16 protein-coding genes are annotated in these 17,851 nt (G+C 51.3%); 14 read left to right on the top strand and 2 right to left on the bottom strand.

Annotated elements, in window-relative coordinates; translation table 11 throughout:
• Window positions 1-99: 99 nt before the first annotated feature.
• Window positions 100-759, top strand: a complete 660-nt coding sequence (locus ACGG90_RS01685) for a redox-sensing transcriptional repressor Rex (RefSeq protein ID WP_390405044.1) — start codon at window positions 100-102, stop codon at window positions 757-759.
• Between the two features lie 373 nt (window positions 760-1,132).
• Here the strand turns inward: ACGG90_RS01685 and ACGG90_RS01680 are convergent, their stop codons facing one another.
• Complete coding sequence (locus ACGG90_RS01680; RefSeq protein ID WP_390405042.1) at window positions 1,133-2,206, bottom strand: LCP family glycopolymer transferase; 1,074 nt, start codon at window positions 2,204-2,206, stop codon at window positions 1,133-1,135.
• 221 nt (window positions 2,207-2,427) lie between these two features.
• Between ACGG90_RS01680 and groES the strand changes: the two genes are divergently transcribed.
• The 8 genes from groES to ACGG90_RS01640 all read left to right on the top strand — a co-directional run bounded on the left by groES (window position 2,428) and on the right by ACGG90_RS01640 (window position 12,626).
• Window positions 2,428-2,712: a co-chaperone GroES gene (gene groES, locus ACGG90_RS01675; RefSeq protein ID WP_390405038.1), complete on the top strand. Its 285-nt coding sequence runs from the start codon at window positions 2,428-2,430 to the stop codon at window positions 2,710-2,712.
• 84 nt (window positions 2,713-2,796) lie between these two features.
• Window positions 2,797-4,422 (top strand): chaperonin GroEL, encoded by a 1,626-nt coding sequence (groL, locus tag ACGG90_RS01670; protein WP_390405035.1) that lies wholly within the window; start codon window positions 2,797-2,799, stop codon window positions 4,420-4,422.
• Window positions 4,423-4,782: 360 nt separating this feature from the next.
• On the top strand, window positions 4,783-5,055 hold the full coding sequence (locus ACGG90_RS01665; RefSeq protein ID WP_390405032.1) for a hypothetical protein: 273 nt from the start codon (window positions 4,783-4,785) through the stop codon (window positions 5,053-5,055).
• A 45-nt stretch (window positions 5,056-5,100) separates the two neighbouring features.
• On the top strand, window positions 5,101-5,457 hold the full coding sequence (locus ACGG90_RS01660; RefSeq protein ID WP_390405029.1) for a DUF1827 family protein: 357 nt from the start codon (window positions 5,101-5,103) through the stop codon (window positions 5,455-5,457).
• A gap of 128 nt (window positions 5,458-5,585) precedes the next feature.
• Window positions 5,586-7,421 carry an APC family permease gene (locus ACGG90_RS01655; protein WP_390405027.1) on the top strand — a complete coding sequence of 612 codons (1,836 nt, stop codon included), beginning with the start codon at window positions 5,586-5,588 and terminating at the stop codon, window positions 7,419-7,421.
• A 170-nt stretch (window positions 7,422-7,591) separates the two neighbouring features.
• On the top strand, window positions 7,592-10,168 hold the full coding sequence (gene mutS, locus ACGG90_RS01650) for a DNA mismatch repair protein MutS (RefSeq protein WP_390405024.1): 2,577 nt from the start codon (window positions 7,592-7,594) through the stop codon (window positions 10,166-10,168).
• 4 nt (window positions 10,169-10,172) lie between these two features.
• Window positions 10,173-12,074 carry a DNA mismatch repair endonuclease MutL gene (gene mutL / locus ACGG90_RS01645; protein ID WP_390405021.1) on the top strand — a complete coding sequence of 634 codons (1,902 nt, stop codon included), beginning with the start codon at window positions 10,173-10,175 and terminating at the stop codon, window positions 12,072-12,074.
• On the top strand, window positions 12,075-12,626 hold the full coding sequence (locus ACGG90_RS01640; protein ID WP_390405018.1) for a Maf family protein: 552 nt from the start codon (window positions 12,075-12,077) through the stop codon (window positions 12,624-12,626). It begins immediately after the preceding gene.
• Window positions 12,627-12,684: 58 nt separating this feature from the next.
• Here the strand turns inward: ACGG90_RS01640 and ACGG90_RS01635 are convergent, their stop codons facing one another.
• Window positions 12,685-13,278 (bottom strand): TVP38/TMEM64 family protein, encoded by a 594-nt coding sequence (locus tag ACGG90_RS01635; protein WP_390405016.1) that lies wholly within the window; start codon window positions 13,276-13,278, stop codon window positions 12,685-12,687.
• 184 nt (window positions 13,279-13,462) lie between these two features.
• On the opposite strand from ACGG90_RS01635, the gene ruvA reads away from it, so the two are divergent.
• The 5 genes from ruvA to yajC all read left to right on the top strand — a co-directional run bounded on the left by ruvA (window position 13,463) and on the right by yajC (window position 17,771).
• Window positions 13,463-14,047 carry a Holliday junction branch migration protein RuvA gene (gene ruvA / locus ACGG90_RS01630; protein ID WP_390405013.1) on the top strand — a complete coding sequence of 195 codons (585 nt, stop codon included), beginning with the start codon at window positions 13,463-13,465 and terminating at the stop codon, window positions 14,045-14,047.
• Window positions 14,048-14,081: 34 nt separating this feature from the next.
• The gene (gene ruvB / locus ACGG90_RS01625) at window positions 14,082-15,089 is read left to right on the top strand and encodes a Holliday junction branch migration DNA helicase RuvB (RefSeq protein WP_390405010.1); all 1,008 of its coding nucleotides are present in this window, start codon (window positions 14,082-14,084) and stop codon (window positions 15,087-15,089) included.
• Between the two features lie 15 nt (window positions 15,090-15,104).
• Complete coding sequence (gene queA / locus ACGG90_RS01620; protein WP_390405007.1) at window positions 15,105-16,139, top strand: tRNA preQ1(34) S-adenosylmethionine ribosyltransferase-isomerase QueA; 1,035 nt, start codon at window positions 15,105-15,107, stop codon at window positions 16,137-16,139.
• Window positions 16,140-16,157: 18 nt separating this feature from the next.
• A complete protein-coding gene (gene tgt, locus ACGG90_RS01615; RefSeq protein ID WP_390405004.1) occupies window positions 16,158-17,300 on the top strand; it encodes a tRNA guanosine(34) transglycosylase Tgt in 1,143 nt (380 codons plus the stop codon).
• Between the two features lie 84 nt (window positions 17,301-17,384).
• Entirely contained in the window at window positions 17,385-17,771 is a 387-nt protein-coding gene (gene yajC / locus ACGG90_RS01610) for a preprotein translocase subunit YajC (protein ID WP_390405427.1), read from the top strand.
• The last annotated feature ends 80 nt before the right edge of the window (window positions 17,772-17,851 follow it).

Here is a 17,851-nt window from a genome sequence, read left to right as displayed (position 1 = left end):
AAAGCGGTTACTATCATTTTAGAAGCTTGACAGAGGATTCACAATTGAAAGCGCAACAGTGAACAAATTGACCAGCGATTATCAGGAGGATAACATCTAATGGCAGAGACAATCATTCCCAAAGCAACAGCAAAGCGGCTACCTTTATATTACCGGTATTTAACGTTTTTGGCGAATTCCGGGACCACAAAAATCAGCTCAACGGAGTTATCAGAAGCCGTCAAGGTCGATTCCGCAACGATCCGCCGCGATTTCTCGTATTTCGGCGCCTTAGGCAAGCGCGGCTATGGCTATGACGTCACCGCTTTGATCAAGTTCTTCAAGAAGATCTTAAATCAAGACCGTTTGACTAATGTGGCTTTAGTCGGGGTCGGCAACTTGGGCCATGCCTTATTGAACTACAACTTCCGTCAAGCCAACAACATCCGCATCAGTGCCGGCTTCGATTTGAATCCGGAAATTGCCGGTACCATTCAAAGCGGTGTGCCGATTTATCCGATGACTGAATTGATCACGCAGCTCAAGGAACAACAAATCGAGATCGTGATCTTAACGGTGCCAACTGACGCTGCCCAAGACATTACCGATGATTTGGTCAAAGCCGGCATCAAAGGAATCATGAATTTCACCCCGCTGCGCATTTCTGTGCCAAGTTACGTCCGCGTACAAAACGTCGACTTAGCTACCGAGTTGCAGACTTTGATCTACTTCCTGGAACATTATGGCGCCAACTTATCTGAACCTGATACCCAAGAATAAATCAGCGTTTGACCCGCTTGTCTAGCCGCTTTCAGCTAGCCAAGCGGTTTTTTATTTGCAGCAATCAAGGAGATCAATTTAGTAATGGTGTAGGATTGAGCAAATTGTTTAAGCCGCGCAACAGGGCATCATCATTGTGGAAAAATCAGCGAATGTTAACGTTGCCATATGCGAATCTTCGTGAAAGTGCAGTGTCTGCTGCAAGATCAAGCCAGATCCCACAACTTGAGTGATACAGTTTAAAGCGGCTATTACATTTAGCCGAGTGACATCATCACAAACGATTGCCGCGAATTTCCTCAATCGGCAGCGGTATGACGACAAACATCCCTGGTTCACACGGTTGGTGAGCCAGGGATATTTGTTGTTATTGTTAAAGATCCGGATTGTAGATCGTATAGGTTTGCGTCACTCCGCTGGTCCAGGAGAAACCAGCGTTGGCGTTGTTTTCTTTGATGTTTTCGTTGTTAAGCGTCGTTGGCTGCAGGCCCAGCGCTTGGCGCAGCTTGTCAGAGGTTTGCTGCAAGGTGTCGTTAGAAGGAATCTGATAGCTCAAATAGCTGCCGTAGGTGTTGGAGTATACATTGGCACTGGCGCCTTGCAAAGTGCCGCTGGTGATCTTTCCTGCCGCGGCACGATAATTGGTAAAGATGCTGGTCATGTCGGAGAAGGTCAAGTTGGTTTTGATGTTAGAAGAAACGGTTTTAAGCAGCTTGGTGAAGTTGGTCAAACTATGAAAAGAGATCGCCTTCTTTAAAATTGCTTTGATTACTTGCTGTTGACGCTTTTGGCGGCCATAGTCGCCTTGGGGATCTTCATGGCGCATCCGCGAATAAGCCAACGCATATTCGCCGTTAAGGTGCATCTTGCCTTTGGTGAAGTGTTGGCCGCCGGTGTGTGAATCAGAGAAGGAGAATGGCACATCAACGTCAATGCCGCCCACCGCATCGACAACTTTCTCTAATGCGCCCATATTGATGGTCATGTAGTATTTGATCGGAACGTCAGTCAGCTTTTTGACGGTATTGATCGCCATGTCTGAGCCGCCAACGTTATAAGCGGCGTTGATCTTTTGCATGTTGAATGATTTGGTGCCGATCAGTTGCGCCACAGTGTCACGCGGGATCGACACCATGGTGGTGGTTTTTTGCTTGGGGTTGACCACCGCGACGATCATGGTATCGGAATTCCCCTTATCTAAGCGACCATACGCGCCGGTATCCACTCCCAGCAATAACACGGCAAAAGGCTTCTTGTTTCTGATGTCGCTTGAGACTTTTTGACTGGTTAATCCGGAATAAGTGGCATCAACAGCGTATTTGGTTTGACTGTATAGACGCAAGGCGTATGCGCCAATTGAAAACAGCGCAACAGCCACGATCAGGAAAAGCCAGCGGCGCCACGCTGGTCTTGGCGACTGGCGGTGGCGAGATTGACGCGTTTGCATGTTGGGGCCTCCTCACAATGTTGCTTCTAGTGTATCACCCCAGCTGCAGGCGCGTCACGAGTGGGCTTGAGTTTAAGCACTTGTTAAAATCTAGCACTCTGAGGCAAAGATTGCTATTTTAGGGTTGCATTCTTTAGCCAAACTCGTTATAGTAGCAGTTGTGGTTAGCACTTAGACAATATGAGTGCTAAAATTCAAATCATTGTTATGGAGGGATTGCCTTGTTAAAGCCATTAGGAGACCGTGTTATCGTGCAGGTCGTTGAAGAAGAGGAACAAACCGTTGGTGGGATCGTTCTAGCCAATAACGCCAAGGAGAAGCCTCAATCTGGTAAGGTCGTTGCTGTGGGCGATGGCGCCCGCACCCCAGAAGGCAAAGTCTTACCGCTCAGCGTCAAGGTTGGCGACGTCGTGGTTTATGACAAGTATGCAGGTTCTGAAGTGAAGAACGACGGTGAGAAGTACCTGGTCTTACACGAGAAGGATCTCATGGCCATCGTTGACTGAGCAACAAGTAACGCGATTGATCCAGCGCGCACAAAGCTGCGTGCGTTAAATATATAAAATCAATTTTATGAGGTGAATGCACACATGGCAAAAGAAATTAAGTTCTCTGAAGAAGCTCGCCGTTCCATGTTGGCAGGTGTCGACAAGTTAGCAGACACAGTAAAAACCACCCTTGGCCCGAAAGGCCGCAACGTGGTGCTGGAAAAGTCTTACGGCGCCCCTGAAATCACCAACGATGGTGTCACCATCGCCAAGGGCATCGAATTAGAAGATCACTACGAGAACATGGGTGCCAAGCTGGTTGCCGAAGTCGCAACCAAGACCAACGACATCGCCGGTGATGGTACCACCACTGCGACTGTTTTGGCCCAAGCCATCATCCGTGAAGGCATGAAGAACGTCACCGCTGGTGCTAACCCGGTTGGTATCCGTCGGGGGATCGAATTAGCCACTGACGCTGCGGTCAAGGAATTGCACAACATTTCCCATATCGTTTCCGGCAAGAAGGAAATCGCCCAAGTGGCATCCGTTTCTTCCGCCAGCGAAGAAGTCGGTGAATTGATCGCCGATGCCATGGAGAAAGTCGGCAACGACGGTGTTATTACCATCGAAGAATCCAAAGGGATCAAGACTGAATCCGATGTTGTTAAAGGGATGCAATTTGATCGCGGCTACTTGTCTCAATACATGGTCACTGACAATGATAAGATGGAAGCCGATTTGGACAGCCCATACATCTTGATCACTGACAAGAAGATCTCCAACATCCAAGATGTATTGCCATTGCTGCAAGAAATCGTGCAACAAGGCAAGGCCTTATTGATCATTGCTGACGACGTTGATGGTGAAGCATTACCAACTTTGGTCCTCAACAAGATTCGCGGGACCTTCAATGTCGTTGCGGTTAAGGCACCAGGCTTTGGTGATCGCCGCAAGGAACAGCTGCAAGATATCGCCACTTTGACTGGCGGTACTGTGATCACTTCTGATCTTGGCTTAGACTTGAAGGACACCAAGTTAGAACAACTTGGGACTGCCAACAAGGTCACCATCACCAAGGATAAGACGACCATCGTTGAAGGCGCTGGCGACAAGGCTGCCATCGACGAACGGGTTGCCATCATCCGCAAGCAAATCGAAGAAACCACTTCTGACTTTGATCGTGAGAAGCTGCAAGAACGCTTGGCTAAGTTGGCCGGCGGGGTTGCTGTGATCAAGGTCGGTGCTGCAACTGAAACTGAACTTAAGGAACGCAAGTATCGGATCGAAGATGCTTTGAACGCGACACGTGCCGCGGTTGAAGAAGGTTACGTGGCCGGCGGCGGTGTCGCTTTGGTTGACGCAATGAAGGCTGTTGCGGCGCTTAAAGAAGAAGGCGACGTTCAAACTGGGATCAACATCGTGCTGCGCGCTCTTGAGGAACCAGTTCGTCAAATTGCCATCAATGCTGGGCTTGAAGGCTCTGTCATTGTTGATCGCATGAAGAAAGAAGCAGTTGGCTTCGGCTACAACGCTGCCACTGACACTTGGGAAGATATGGCCGCAGCCGGCATCATCGACCCAACTAAGGTCACCCGTTCTGCCTTGCAAAACGCTGCTTCTGTTGCCGCTTTGATGCTGACGACTGAAGCCGTGGTTGCTGACAAGCCAGATAAGAACGCACCAGCTGCACCAGCTGCACCTGCTGGCGGCATGGGCGGTATGATGTAATTTATCATCATGCGCATTTCATTAAGCCTCGCTTTCTGCGAGGCTTTTTGTGTGTCCAAAGTGAAGCAGCCCGCACTTAGCGGTGGATATATGCCGTGATGCCGCCGTCAGATTGATAGCCTGGATTAACACGATAAAGTTGCGTGTCTCCATACTGTTATGTGCCGAGCTCATAGTAGGTGCAATGCTGCGCATACTGCACATGGCAAATTGCTGGCCATATTGCGACGGGCAGTTAAACCAAGACCCCAAGCTGTGGTTAAGCTGTGACACTTTGCTTGCTTAAACTGGTATCGGGGGTGTATATTGTGCGCATGAGTAGGTGCTTGGTTTATCCAAGCCGCGATCGGGGGAATCGATATGTTTAAACGCCAGAAACCTGACATTCAAGTCTTAGCCGCGTTGACCGCAGCAATCAACGCCACCAATGGCTTGCCGAAGCTGCAAAGTCAGTTGAAGGCTTTTGCCGCAGATTATCAACAAGGCCGGACCAATGCGATTGCGGTTGGCGTTTTCTCCCGCCGAATCTCGCATGTGATTTACATGCATGACTATCAAGTGCCAGATGCCGTGTTAGCGCTGTTATCGCTGCTGAATCAGCGGATGCGCCAAGCTGATCCGGGCTTGTCGTGACGCGGCGTAAGCGGTTTGGTATAATGAAGTTAAAGGAGTGATCGCATGAAATTGATTGAAAATCCTATCCGTCTAAACGCCAGCCTCCATAAGATGCTGCCGTACACGATGCGCTATTTATATGGCAAGCACAGCGGCAACGTCAAGGCGTTTCGCCTGTACACATTGGGTTCCGTTCATGTGCACTACGTTGAAGGGTTCACCAAAACTGACGTGATCTTGACTCATGACCATCGCCAGATCAAGCAAGAAGAAATCGACTTCATCGTTGATAAATTATTTGATGCAAAGGTTCAAGACCAATTGAAAATCGATGATGAAGCAAAGTCGCGAGTGGAAGCAGGCGCCAAGCGCAAGCTGCCATTCAAAGATATCGTGATCATCGAATTGGCCACCGCGTAACTTTGCAAAATCCCGCCAGCACGGCATGCTTAAGCCGTGGGCAGGATTTTTCTTGTTTATTGATAGCTTTTCAGAAAGTGATGCGCTAGAATAGCTTCTGTTTGATTTTTTGAAAATGGAGAATAGAAATGGCTCATTTGAAACGCTTCTTAGTGGGGAAGCCCCTGAAGTCTAACGAAGAAGGCGGGCAAAAGCTCGGCAAACTCAAGGCTTTGGCAATGCTTTCTAGCGACGCGCTGTCTTCGGTCGCATATGGTACCGAGCAGATCGTCTTGGTGTTGACCACCTTGTCTGCCGCGGCGATTTGGTATTCTTTGCCAATCGCGGCATTCGTTTTGATTTTGCTGTTGGCTTTGACGATGTCTTATCGCCAGATCATCTACGCTTACCCGTCTGGTGGCGGCGCGTATGTGGTGGCCAGCGAGAATCTTGGACAAAATGCCGGCTTAGCCGCTGGGGGCAGCTTGTTGATCGACTACATGCTGACTGTGGCGGTGTCAACTTCAGCCGGAGCCGAAGCGATCACTTCGGCGATCCCTGCGTTATACGGCCATCAAGTGGCGATTTCGATCGTCATCATCGTGGTGTTGGCGCTGATGAACTTGCGGGGGATGAGCGAGTCGGCTAACTTCTTGATGATCCCGGTGTATTTGTTCGTGGTATCGATCGCAGCCATGATCATTTGGGGGCTGTATCAAATTCTCACTGGCGCCATTCCGTTTACCGCCACTGCAGCAGTGGGTGGGGTCGTACCAGGTATTTCGGCGGCTTTGATCTTCCGGGCGTTTTCCAGCGGGTCAAGTTCGCTGACTGGGGTCGAAGCGATTTCTAATGCGGTGCCGTTCTTCAAGAAGCCGCGCGAGCATAACGCGGCTTCGACTTTGGCGATTATGGCGACAATCTTAGGCTTCTTCTTTGCCGGAATCACCTTCTTGAACTACTGGTATGGGATTGTGCCTGAAGCCAAAGTCACGGTGCTGTCGCAAGTGGCAGCGCACACTTTCGGTCAAGGCGGCGTGATGTATTACGTCATTCAATTTGCCACTGCGCTGATCTTAGCCGTGGCGGCTAACACCGGGTTCTCAGCGTTTCCAGTGTTGGCGTATAATTTGGCCAAAGACAAGTATCTGCCGCATATGTATATGGACCGTGGCGACCGGTTGGGGTATTCCAATGGGATCTTGACCTTGGCAGTTGGGTCTGGGCTGTTGATCGCGATGTTTCATGGGTCAACGGAACGCTTGATCCCGCTGTATGCCGTCGGGGTGTTCATTCCGTTCACCTTGTCGCAATCGGGGATGATCCGGCATTGGTGGAAACGCCACACCACAGAGAAAGGTTGGCTGGGCAAGTCTTTTGCCAATTTTGCAGGGGCGTTGATTTCCTTTGCTATCTTGGTGATTTTGTTTGTTTATCGCCTGCCGGATATCTGGCCGTTTTTCATCATCATGCCGTTATTGGTCTTTGTGTTCTACAAGATCCATGCGCATTATCAAGTCGTTGCGGCGCAACTGCGCTTGCCAGAAGAAGTGCTCAAGCATGAGTATTCAGGTTCAACGGTGATCGTCTTAGTGGGCAATGTGACGCGGGTGACGCGCGGTGCGTTGAATTATGCGCAAACGATCGGCGATTATGTCATCGCCATGCATGTGTCCATGGACGAAAATCCAAACAAAGAACACGAAACCCAAGACGAGTTCAAACGCGACTTCCCGGATGTGCGCTTTGTCGATGTCCATTCGAGTTACCGCTCGATCACTGGCCCGACGATCCGCTTCGTGGATATCATCGCCAAGAATGCCGCCAAGCGCAATTTCACAACCACGGTATTGATCCCGCAATTCGTGCCGCGCAAGCCTTGGCAAAACATTCTGCACAACCAAACCAATGTGCGTTTGCGCACTGCGTTTGCCTCGCGTGAGAATGTCATCATCGCCACTTACAGCTACCACTTGAAGCGATAGTTCACAAGCTGCCTCAAACACCCCTACCCACGATTTTGGACTTTGAATCGCGGTGCAGGGGTGTTTGTTTGGCTTGGCAGCTGACTGGTGGATAGGAGGCGGCGCGATGCAGGGGCTTGGGAATAATGCTACAATAATGCAAGATATATTATTCGAGGATAGGTGAGAAGATGCCGCAAAAGACGCAAGATACGCCCATGATGCAGCAATACCAGGCCATCAAGGACCAATACCCTGATGCCTTTTTGTTCTATCGCATCGGGGATTTCTATGAATTGTTCAATGACGACGCGATCAAAGGCGCGCAGCTGCTGGAGCTGACGCTAACGGCGCGCAATAAATCGGCAGATGATCCGATCCCAATGTGTGGCGTGCCGCATCACGCCGCGCAAAGCTATATTGATATCTTGGTTGATCAAGGCTATAAAGTGGCCATTTGTGAGCAAATGGAAGATCCCAAGAAAGCCGTGGGGATGGTCAAGCGCGAAGTGATCCAGCTGGTCACGCCAGGTACCACCATGGACGTGCATCCAGGCGATGCCAAGGCCAATAACTACTTGACGGCGGTGCTGCCACAAGGCGACGCATATGGCTTTGCTTACACCGATTTGTCTACTGGTGAGCTGAAAACCACCACACTGGCCCATCGCTTTGCTGTACAAAATGAATTGGCTGCCTTAAGCACCAAAGAAGTCGTGGTGCCGCCAGAGCTTAGTGAAGCCGACGCCAAGTGGTTGAGTGCCGGGCGGCTGTTATCCAAACAAGTGCCTACCCAAGCCAGCGCTGAAGCCAGCTATGTCAGCCAAGACTTAAGCGATCCTTTGCAGCAGCAAGTGGTCGTCATGTTGATGCAGTACCTTTTGGCTACGCAAAAGCGCAGCTTGGCCCATATCCAAAAGGCGGTGGCGTATCAGCCATCGGAATTCTTGGAAATGGATCCTGATGCGCGCGCCAACTTGGATATTTTGAAGAACTCTCGCACCGGCCGCAAAGCCGATACTTTGTTGGCAGTGCTTGATCAAACCAAAACAGCCATGGGCGGGCGCTTGCTTAAACAGTGGCTGGATCGGCCGCTGCTTGATCTGTCAGCCATTACTGCGCGCCAAGACCAAGTGCAGAATCTCTTGGCGCGGTTCTTCGAACGCAGCGAGCTGCAAGAACGGTTGGTTAAAGTCTATGATTTAGAGCGTTTGGCTGGGCGCGTGGCATATGGCAATGTGAATGCGCGCGACTTGATCCAGCTGCAAACGTCGTTAGATCAGATCCCGGCAATTCAAGACATTCTAGGCAAGTTGGATGATGGGGCGTTTGCCAAATTGCGCAAGGCGTTAGATCCGGTGCAAGACGTGGCGAACTTGATCCGCCGTGCCATCGAACCGGAAGCGCCGATTTCCATTACCGAAGGCGGTTTGATCTTACAAGGCTACAACCAACAGCTCGATGATTATCGCGATGCCATGGCCAACGCCACCCAATGGATCGCCGATTTGGAAGCCAAGGAACGCGAGGCCACCGGTATCCATAATTTGCGGATTCGCTTTAACAAAGTGGCCGGCTACTATATTGAAGTGACCAAGGGTAATTTGGACAAGGTGCCAGAAGGCCGTTATGAGCGCAAGCAGACCTTGACCAATGCCGAACGTTTCTCGACGCCAGAGCTGAAGGCTAAAGAAGCGTTGATTCTCACCGCCCAAGAATCTGCAACAGGCTTGGAGTACGATTTGTTCCAAGATATTCGTGAACAAGTCAAGGCCCAAATCACTCGCTTGCAGCACTTGGCTGCTCAAGTGGCAACACTTGATATTTTGCAAAGCTTTGCGGTAGTCAGCGAGAATAATCACTATGTACGCCCGGTGATGCACGCCAACAGCCATAACGTGGCCATTCATGGGGGCAGACATCCGGTGGTGGAGCATGTATTAGGCCAACAAGCTTACATTCCAAACGATGTCGTGATGGATGAAGCTCGTGATATCTTACTGATCACCGGGCCTAACATGTCTGGGAAGTCGACTTACATGCGGCAATTGGCCTTGATTGTGATCATGGCTCAAGCCGGCTGTTTTGTGCCGGCTGACACTGCCGATTTGCCGGTGTTTGACCAGATCTTCACCCGTATCGGCGCCGCAGACAACCTGGCGCAAGGCCAATCGACGTTCATGGTCGAAATGATGGAAGCCAACGCCGCCTTAAGCCATGCCACAGCCAGTTCCTTGATCTTGTTTGACGAAATCGGCCGCGGTACCGCGACTTATGACGGCATGGCATTGGCCCAGGCAATCATTGAATATTTGCATGATCATGTGCACGCCAAGACGCTTTTTTCTACTCATTATCATGAATTGACCAGTTTGGCAGATTCATTGGATAAATTGCAGAACGTTCACGTTGGCGCAGTTGAAGAAAAAGGCACCTTGGTGTTCTTGCACAAAATGCTGCCAGGCCCGGCAGACAAGTCCTACGGGATCCATGTGGCCAAGCTGGCGGGCTTGCCGCAAAGCTTGCTGAATCGCGCTGATACGATCTTGGCGTCACTGGAAGACAGCGGTGTCAAGCAAGTGCCGGCACCTGCGGCTAAAGTTGCCGAGCCTGAAGCACAGTTGAGCTTGTTTGAACCAGAAACGGTACCAGCCCCGAAGACATCCCCAGTGTTGCGCAAACTTGAGCGTTTTGACTTGATGAATGCCACGCCGATGGATGCGATGAATTTATTATATGACCTGCAGAAGCAATTAAAGAAGAAGTGAGATTATGCCGAAGATCCATCAACTATCGCAGACGTTAAGCAACCAGATTTCCGCCGGGGAAGTGGTAGAACGTCCCGCCAGTGTAGTCAAAGAGCTGGTTGAAAACAGCATCGATGCCACTGCCACCCAAATTGATATCAATGTCCAAGCCGCCGGGGTGCAGCGCATCCAAGTGATCGACAACGGCATCGGCATTGATCAAGAAGATGTCCCCACGGCGTTTCTGCGCCACGCCACCAGCAAGATCTTGACGGTGCGCGATTTATTTAATGTGCATAGCTTGGGCTTTCGCGGCGAAGCGCTGGCGTCGATTGCCGCAGTGGCTGATGTCACGCTGGAAACTGCCACCGATGCTGGTTTAGGCACCCGCGCGCACATCAAAGGCGGCGTGATGCAATCGGTTGCCACGATCGGTACGCGGCGCGGGACCACCATCACCGTTGATGATTTATTCTTCAACACGCCGGCACGCTTGAAGTATGTGAAATCCCAAGCCACCGAACTCGGCAAGATCGTTGATATTGTCAACCGCTTGGCCTTGGCCCATCCAGAAATCGCCTTCACCTTGCGGCATGATGACAAGATGGTGTTAAAGACGGCTGGCCATGGCGACTTGCAGCAGACCTTGGCGGGGATCTATGGGGTAGCAACAGCCAAAAGCATGCTGGATCTCAGCGGCGAAGACGCGGATTTTCGCGTCAGCGGCTTCTTCAGCCTGCCTGACACCACCAGAGCGTCGCGCAATTATATGAGTTTGATGATCAATGGCCGCTACATCAAGAACTATCAACTGACCAAGGCAATCATCGCTGGGTACGGCTCAAAGCTGATGGTGGGGCGCTATCCCATTGCGGTGATCGATATCGCCATGGATCCGCTGTTGGTTGATGTCAACGTTCACCCCACCAAACAAGAAGTGCGCTTAAGCAAAGAAAGCCAACTGGCGCAATTGCTAAGCGACAGCATTCGCGAACGCTTGGCTAGCGAGAACTTGATCCCAGAAGCGCTGCACAACTTGCGCCAGCGCCAGCCCGTCGATATGCAACAGCTCGCTGAAACCCTCAATGTCGCCAGCCACCCGGCGCAAGTACAAGAACCTGCGCCGCAAGCGCCAGCCGCACCTGTACAACCGCAAGCGCCAGCGGCAGATTACGGCAAGTCGCTGGCGGAATTGGCTGGCACTCCGATTTTTGATGATCCTAAGCATTTGATGGCGTGGGATGCCAAATACGGGCCGACAGCGCAAGCCGCTGCGCCAGCAGAAGCGCCAGTGGATCTTTCACGGCCAGAGCCTGCTGCACGCTTTCCGGAGTTAACGTATTTGGGCCAATTGCATGGCACGTATTTGTTGGCGGAAGATCCAGATGGCTTTTATTTGCTGGATCAACACGCCGCCCAAGAGCGCGTCAATTACGAGTATTATCGCCAAAAGATCGGCGAAGTTTCAGCGGCGCAACAGCGCTTGTTGGTGCCGATCGTGTTGGATTATCCGGCTAGCGACGCGTTGGTGATCCAAGCGCATCAAGCGGTCTTACAAAGCGTGGGGCTGCATTTGGAAGAATTTGGGCAAAACACTTACATCGTCCATCAGCACCCGACTTGGTTCAAAGCCGGCCAAGAAGAAGACACTTTGCGCGAAATGATCGATTGGGTGTTGCGCGACGGGCACATCACAGTGGCGCAGTTCCGCGAGAAAACGGCGATCATGATGTCTTGCAAGCGTGCGATCAAAGCCAACCATCATCTCGATGACCAACAAGCCCAAGCGCTGCTGCAACATTTAGCGGCATGTGAGAATCCCTTTAACTGTCCTCACGGTCGGCCGGTGCTGGTGCATTTTAGCAACACCGATTTGGAGAAAATGTTCAAGCGGATCCAAGACAGTCACACCACGGAGGATTTCTAGATGCTTGTCTTAGCCAGCCAGTCTCCGCGCCGCCAAGAATTACTGGCGCGCATCACCAAAGATTTCACCACTCACAAAGCCGATATCGACGAGCGGGCCTTGCCGCTGCTTGCCCCAGCCGATTATGTGCAAAGCTTAGCGCAGGCCAAAGCGCAAGCCGTGGCGCAAGTTTACCCTGATGCTACGGTGATCGCCGCAGACACAATGGTCGCTTATGAAGGGCGGCTGTTAGGCAAGCCTGCTGATCGTTTAGCGGCCCAAGCCATGTTGACCCAATTAAGCGGGCAGGTACATCATGTTCACACCGGCGTGGTGGTGCATTGGGCAGACGGCTTTGAACAACAAACCACCGTGACGACAGCGGTTGAATTCTGGCCGCTGGGCGACGGCTTGATTCAGCGGTATTTAGATCAAGGCGAATATACTGATAAAGCCGGCGCTTACGGGATCCAAGGCCAAGGCGCACTGTTGATCAAAGGTATTGTCGGCGACTATTACAATGTGATGGGCTTACCAATCAGCACGCTTTATCGCATGCTGCGACGTCACTAAGCAGATTAAAAGACCTGTAAAAACCCCCAACCGTGTTTCACAGGTCTTTGGTGTGATTTTAGAAAAAATGCGTTAGCCAAGTGGCGCCGGTGATCAAGGCGTAGGAGTACACCGCAATGGTGACAGGCTTGCCGAAGATGATGATCAACAAGAAACGCTTGAACGACATTTTGGTCAAACCAGCCATTAAACACAACACATCATCTGGCGCCACTGGCGCGATGATGGCTAAAGCAAAGAACCAGTCGAACTTGGTTTGATTCTTGGTGCAGGCCAAATATTTGCGGCAGGTGCGCGTTGGCACCACATGTTCAATGAACGCCAGGCCATAATGCCGTGCCAGCCAGAAGTTTAGGATCGAGCCGATCACAATACCGATGTAATTATAGGCAAAACCGGCCCATGGCCCGAACAACAACACGCCGGCTGCGGTGGACAAGCCGCCAGGAATGACTGGGATCACCACTTGGATGATTTGAATGGCGATGAAGATCAGCGGGCCCAGCATTCCGCTAGCGGCGAGGTACTGCTGCAGCGTTGCCAAGTCGTGAAAGACCCCGAGGTGCCACCAATAGATGCACAAGGCCACGCAGCCGCCTAATACGGCTACGGTGGTCCAGTTGATCAACTTGTGCGAGGTCCGCGCCTCCATGTCATCACCACCTTGATCGGAATAACTTAAGTTTAGTCGCCAAGTCATGGCCAGTCATGCGCCGCAAGTCTGATTTTGGCAGTTATGAGGTGACAGTTTTGTCACCTGAGGCGATGCGGTGGTGTGAACTTCACCTGCTGTTATGGTAAAATGGTGCGAACACGTGTTTTTAGAAAGGAATCCCATGTACGAATTTATGCAAGGGCGAGTGAGTACCATCACCCCCAGCTACATCGTGATCAACGTTAATGGCATTGGCTATCGGCTGTTGGTGGCCAATCCATACCAATATGAAGAAGGCAGCGACTTAACGGTTTATGTGCAGCTGATCATTCGCGACAATGACCAGGCCTTGTACGGTTTTGCCACGGCTCAAGACAAGCAGACGTTCAATCAGTTGCTGACTGTCACCGGCATTGGGCCCAAGTCTGCTTTGGCGATCTTGGCCAACGCCAACACTGACGGCTTGGCCAACGCCATCGCCCAAGATGATGTCCATTTCTTGACCAAGTTTCCTGGCATCGGCAAGAAAACTGCCCAACAGATCATCTTGGATCTCAAAGGCAAGATCGACACTGTCGGGCCGCTGTTTCAAGAAGCAATGCCAGCAACTGCTGATGACCCGCAACTGGCTGATGCTGTGGCGGCGTTAGTGGCGCTGGGGTATCCGCAAAAAGTCGTCGACAAGTTGATACCCAAGCTGCAAGCCAGTGCCAATAAAACCACTGACGCGTATATGCGCTTGGGGTTGACGCTGCTTGCCAAGTAGTTTGGTTGAAATCACGCAAGAAGGAGGGCCGCAGATGGCAGAAGAACGTATCGTGGATAGCGGAGCTGATCCGCAAGAAGATCCCATCGAACGCAGCTTGCGCCCACAGCGCTTGGCCAGCTATATCGGCCAAAGTCAGGTGAAGAATCAATTGGCAGTGGCGATCAAAGCCTCACTGATTCGCGAAGAAGCGATGGATCATGTGCTGTTATACGGTCCGCCTGGTTTAGGCAAAACCACCTTGGCTTTAGTGATTGCCAATGAATTGCATGTCAACATTCGCACCACCAGCGGCCCGGCGATTGAAAAGCCTGGCGACTTGGTGGCATTATTAAACGAGCTGCAGCCAGGGGATGTCTTGTTTATCGACGAGATCCACCGGCTGCCGAAAATTGTTGAAGAAATGCTGTACTCAGCGATGGAAGACTTCTATATTGATATCGTGGTAGGTCAAGGGCCAACTGCGCATCCCGTGCATTTTCCTTTGCCGCCATTTACCTTGATCGGAGCCACAACGCGCGCAGGGATGCTGTCTGCGCCGTTGCGGGATCGCTTTGGCATCAGCTTGCATATGGCGTATTATACTAAAGCAGAGCTTTCTGAGATCGTGTTGCGTTCGGCGGCGATCTTCAACATGCAATTGCCAGTTGAAAGCGCCCATGCCTTAGCGTCGCGTTCGCGCGGTACGCCGCGGATCGCCAATCGCTTGTTGAAGCGCATTCGCGACTTTGCGGCGGTGGCAGATGTGCAAACCATTGCCCCGGCGCTTGTCGATGATGCCTTAGATCAACTGGCGGTTGATGAACAAGGCTTAGATCCAGTTGATCGCAAGCTATTGATGATGATGATCCGCAACTATGATGGCGGACCGGTGGGTCTATCGACCATCGCCGCTAATATCGGCGAAGAAACAGCCACCATCGAAGAAATGTATGAACCTTACTTGCTTCAAATCGGTTACCTCAAGCGCACGCCGCGTGGGCGGATGGTGACTGAAGCCGGCTTTAACCACATGCACATGCCTTATCAAATAAAGAAATGATTGGAAGGATAAACATTGCTAACCACTGAAGATTTTGACTATGACCTGCCTCATGAATTGATCGCCCAAACCCCGCTGAAAGAACGCGACGCCAGCCGGATGCTTGTGCTCAACGCCGAAACTGGGGCCATGGAAGACAAGCACTTCTATGACATCTTGGACTATATCCAACCAGGCGATGCGATCGTGATGAACGATACGCGCGTGATGCCGGCGCGGTTGTATGGCGTCAAGCCTGATACTGGCGCCCATATGGAAGTCTTGCTGTTGCACAACACGGAAGGCGACAAGTGGGAAACTTTGATGAAGCCGGCGCGCAAGGCGCCAGTAGGAGCTGAAATCGATTTTGGCGACGGGCTGCTTAAAGCCACCGTCACTGAAGAATTGGATCATGGCGGCCGGATCATTGAATTCCATTATGATGGCATCTTCATGGAGATCTTAGACAAACTCGGCGAAACCCCGCTGCCGCCTTACATCAAAGCCAAGCTTGACGATCCTGAAATGTATCAAACCGTATATGCCAAAGAAGTTGGCTCCGCTGCGGCCCCAACTGCCGGGTTGCATTGGACTGAAGAACTGTTGCAAAAGGCCCAAGATAAAGGCGCTAAGCTGGTTTATTTGACCTTGCATGTCGGCTTGGGGACTTTCCGGCCAGTGACAGTCGACAACATCGAAGATCACAAGATGCACAGCGAATTCTACCGCTTCTCTCAAGAGGCCGCAGACACGCTTAACGAGGTGCGCAAGAATGGCGGCCGCATCATCGCCACCGGGACCACTTCGATCCGCACGCTGGAAACTGTCGGCACGAAGTTTAACGGTGAGATCAAAGCTTCCAGCGGCTGGACAGATATCTTCATTAAGCCTGGCTATCAATGGCGCGTGGTGGATGCGTTCATTACCAACTTCCACTTGCCAAAGTCGACTTTGGTGATGCTGGTGGCGTCATTCACTGGGCGTGAGAATATCTTGAATGCGTATCAGCATGCGATTCAAGAACGTTACCGTTTCTTCAGCTTTGGCGATGCAATGTTTATTCATAAGTGATTCATTCAAGGAGGTCCAATGGAACCAGCAGTAAAGTACCGGCTCAAACACGTTGACAAACACACCGGTGCGCGGCTTGGCGAGTTGATTACGCCGCATGGCACGTTTCCCACGCCGATGTTCATGCCTGTGGGCACGTTAGCTTCAGTCAAGACTATGGCGCCAGAAGAACTTGATGCCATGGGCGCAGGCATCATCTTGGCCAATACCTATCACCTTTGGCTGCGGCCTGGCGAAGATATTGTTGAAGAAGCAGGCGGCTTGCACAAGTTCATGAACTGGCACAAGGGGATCTTAACGGATTCCGGCGGTTTTCAGGTGTTCTCACTGGCCGAATTGCGCGACATTCAAGAAGAAGGCGTGCATTTCAAGAACCATCTGGACGGCTCCAAAATGTTCTTATCTCCAGAAAAGGCGATCGGCATCCAGAATGCTTTAGGTCCTGACATCATGATGAGCTTTGATGAATGCCCGCCGTTTTTTGAAAGTTATGACTATGTCAAGAAATCTGTTGCTCGGACCACCCGCTGGGCCGAGCGCGGCTTAAAGGCGCATCAGAATCCGGATTGGCAAGCGCTGTTTGGCATTGTCCAAGGCGCCGGCTTCAAGGATCTGCGCCAACAAAGTGCTCGTGATTTGGTTTCATTGGATTTTCCAGGCTATTCGATTGGCGGCTTGTCGGTTGGTGAGTCCAAAGAAGAAATGAACCATGTCTTGGACTTCACCACGCCGCTGCTGCCAGAAAACAAGCCGCGGTATTTGATGGGGGTCGGCTCGCCTGATGCCTTGATCGACGGGGCGATGCGCGGCATCGACATGTTCGATTGTGTCTTGCCGACGCGCATTGCCAGAAATGGCACCACCATGACCAGCAATGGCCGTGTTGTGATCAAAAATGCCAAATATGCACGAGACTTCACGCCGCTTGACCCAAATTGTGATTGCTACACCTGCCGCAATTATACCCGGGCCTATATTCGTCATTTGATTCATACCGACGAAGCCTTCGGGATCCGGTTGACCAGTTATCACAATTTGTACTTCCTGTTACACCTGATGCAACAAGTCCGCGAAGCCATTGCCAATGATGCGTTATTGGACTTCCGCGAAGCGTTCTTTGAGCAATACGGCTACAACAAACCAGGCGCTAAGAGTTTCTAGTGCTTAAGTCTGATTGGCATACCGTGCCATAATCTGGTACAGTATTGATTAGAAAAAATAAACGAGGTGCGCATTTTGCAAAATATGTCTATGATCATCATGGTCGTCATCTTGGGGGCCTTCATGTACTTCGGGATGATGCGTCCGCAAAAGAAGCAACAACAGAAGCGGCAAGAGATGCTTAACAGCATGAAGAAGGGCCAAAAAGTCGTCACCATTGGCGGCTTGCATGGCGTCATTGATTCGATCGATAAAGCCAATGGCACGGTCGATTTGGATCTGGACGGCATTTACCTGACTTTCAATTTAACGGCGATCCGCACCGTGAACGAACCAACTGCTCCAGCTGCTGCAAAGCCAGCGGCCAAAGTTGAAGCCAAGTCCGAAGCCGACTCAGATAAAGCTGAAGCCAGCACGGATAAGCCGTACTCTGAACCGTCTTCTGACGATGATACTGAAAAGAAAGATTAATATTGCGAAGTCTCCCTGGTGGGGGACTTTTTTTTGTGTTCGAAAACAGGGTGCAGGCCCCACGCACCTGACCTTCTGTG

The organism is Lacticaseibacillus jixiensis (genome assembly GCF_042847315.1).
Taxonomy (GTDB): Bacteria; Bacillota; Bacilli; order Lactobacillales; family Lactobacillaceae; genus Lacticaseibacillus; species Lacticaseibacillus jixiensis.
The sequence above is the reverse complement of the archived record's forward strand: the minus strand, read 5'-3'. Positions and strand labels throughout refer to the sequence as shown.

Bases quoted from the DNA above. Each gene is read 5' to 3' on its own strand.
- ACGG90_RS01685 (WP_390405044.1), top strand. From the start codon at position 100: ATGGCAGAGACAATCATTCCCAAAGCAACAGCAAAGCGGCTACCTTTA.
- ACGG90_RS01680 (WP_390405042.1), bottom strand. From the start codon at position 2,206: ATGCAAACGCGTCAATCTCGCCACCGCCAGTCGCCAAGACCAGCGTGG.
- groL (WP_390405035.1), top strand. From the start codon at position 2,797: ATGGCAAAAGAAATTAAGTTCTCTGAAGAAGCTCGCCGTTCCATGTTG.
- ACGG90_RS01665 (WP_390405032.1), top strand. From the start codon at position 4,783: ATGTTTAAACGCCAGAAACCTGACATTCAAGTCTTAGCCGCGTTGACC.
- ACGG90_RS01660 (WP_390405029.1), top strand. From the start codon at position 5,101: ATGAAATTGATTGAAAATCCTATCCGTCTAAACGCCAGCCTCCATAAG.
- ACGG90_RS01655 (WP_390405027.1), top strand. From the start codon at position 5,586: ATGGCTCATTTGAAACGCTTCTTAGTGGGGAAGCCCCTGAAGTCTAAC.
- mutS (WP_390405024.1), top strand. From the start codon at position 7,592: ATGCCGCAAAAGACGCAAGATACGCCCATGATGCAGCAATACCAGGCC.
- mutL (WP_390405021.1), top strand. From the start codon at position 10,173: ATGCCGAAGATCCATCAACTATCGCAGACGTTAAGCAACCAGATTTCC.
- ACGG90_RS01640 (WP_390405018.1), top strand. From the start codon at position 12,075: ATGCTTGTCTTAGCCAGCCAGTCTCCGCGCCGCCAAGAATTACTGGCG.
- ACGG90_RS01635 (WP_390405016.1), bottom strand. From the start codon at position 13,278: ATGGAGGCGCGGACCTCGCACAAGTTGATCAACTGGACCACCGTAGCC.
- ruvA (WP_390405013.1), top strand. From the start codon at position 13,463: ATGTACGAATTTATGCAAGGGCGAGTGAGTACCATCACCCCCAGCTAC.
- ruvB (WP_390405010.1), top strand. From the start codon at position 14,082: ATGGCAGAAGAACGTATCGTGGATAGCGGAGCTGATCCGCAAGAAGAT.
- tgt (WP_390405004.1), top strand. From the start codon at position 16,158: ATGGAACCAGCAGTAAAGTACCGGCTCAAACACGTTGACAAACACACC.
- yajC (WP_390405427.1), top strand. From the start codon at position 17,385: ATGTCTATGATCATCATGGTCGTCATCTTGGGGGCCTTCATGTACTTC.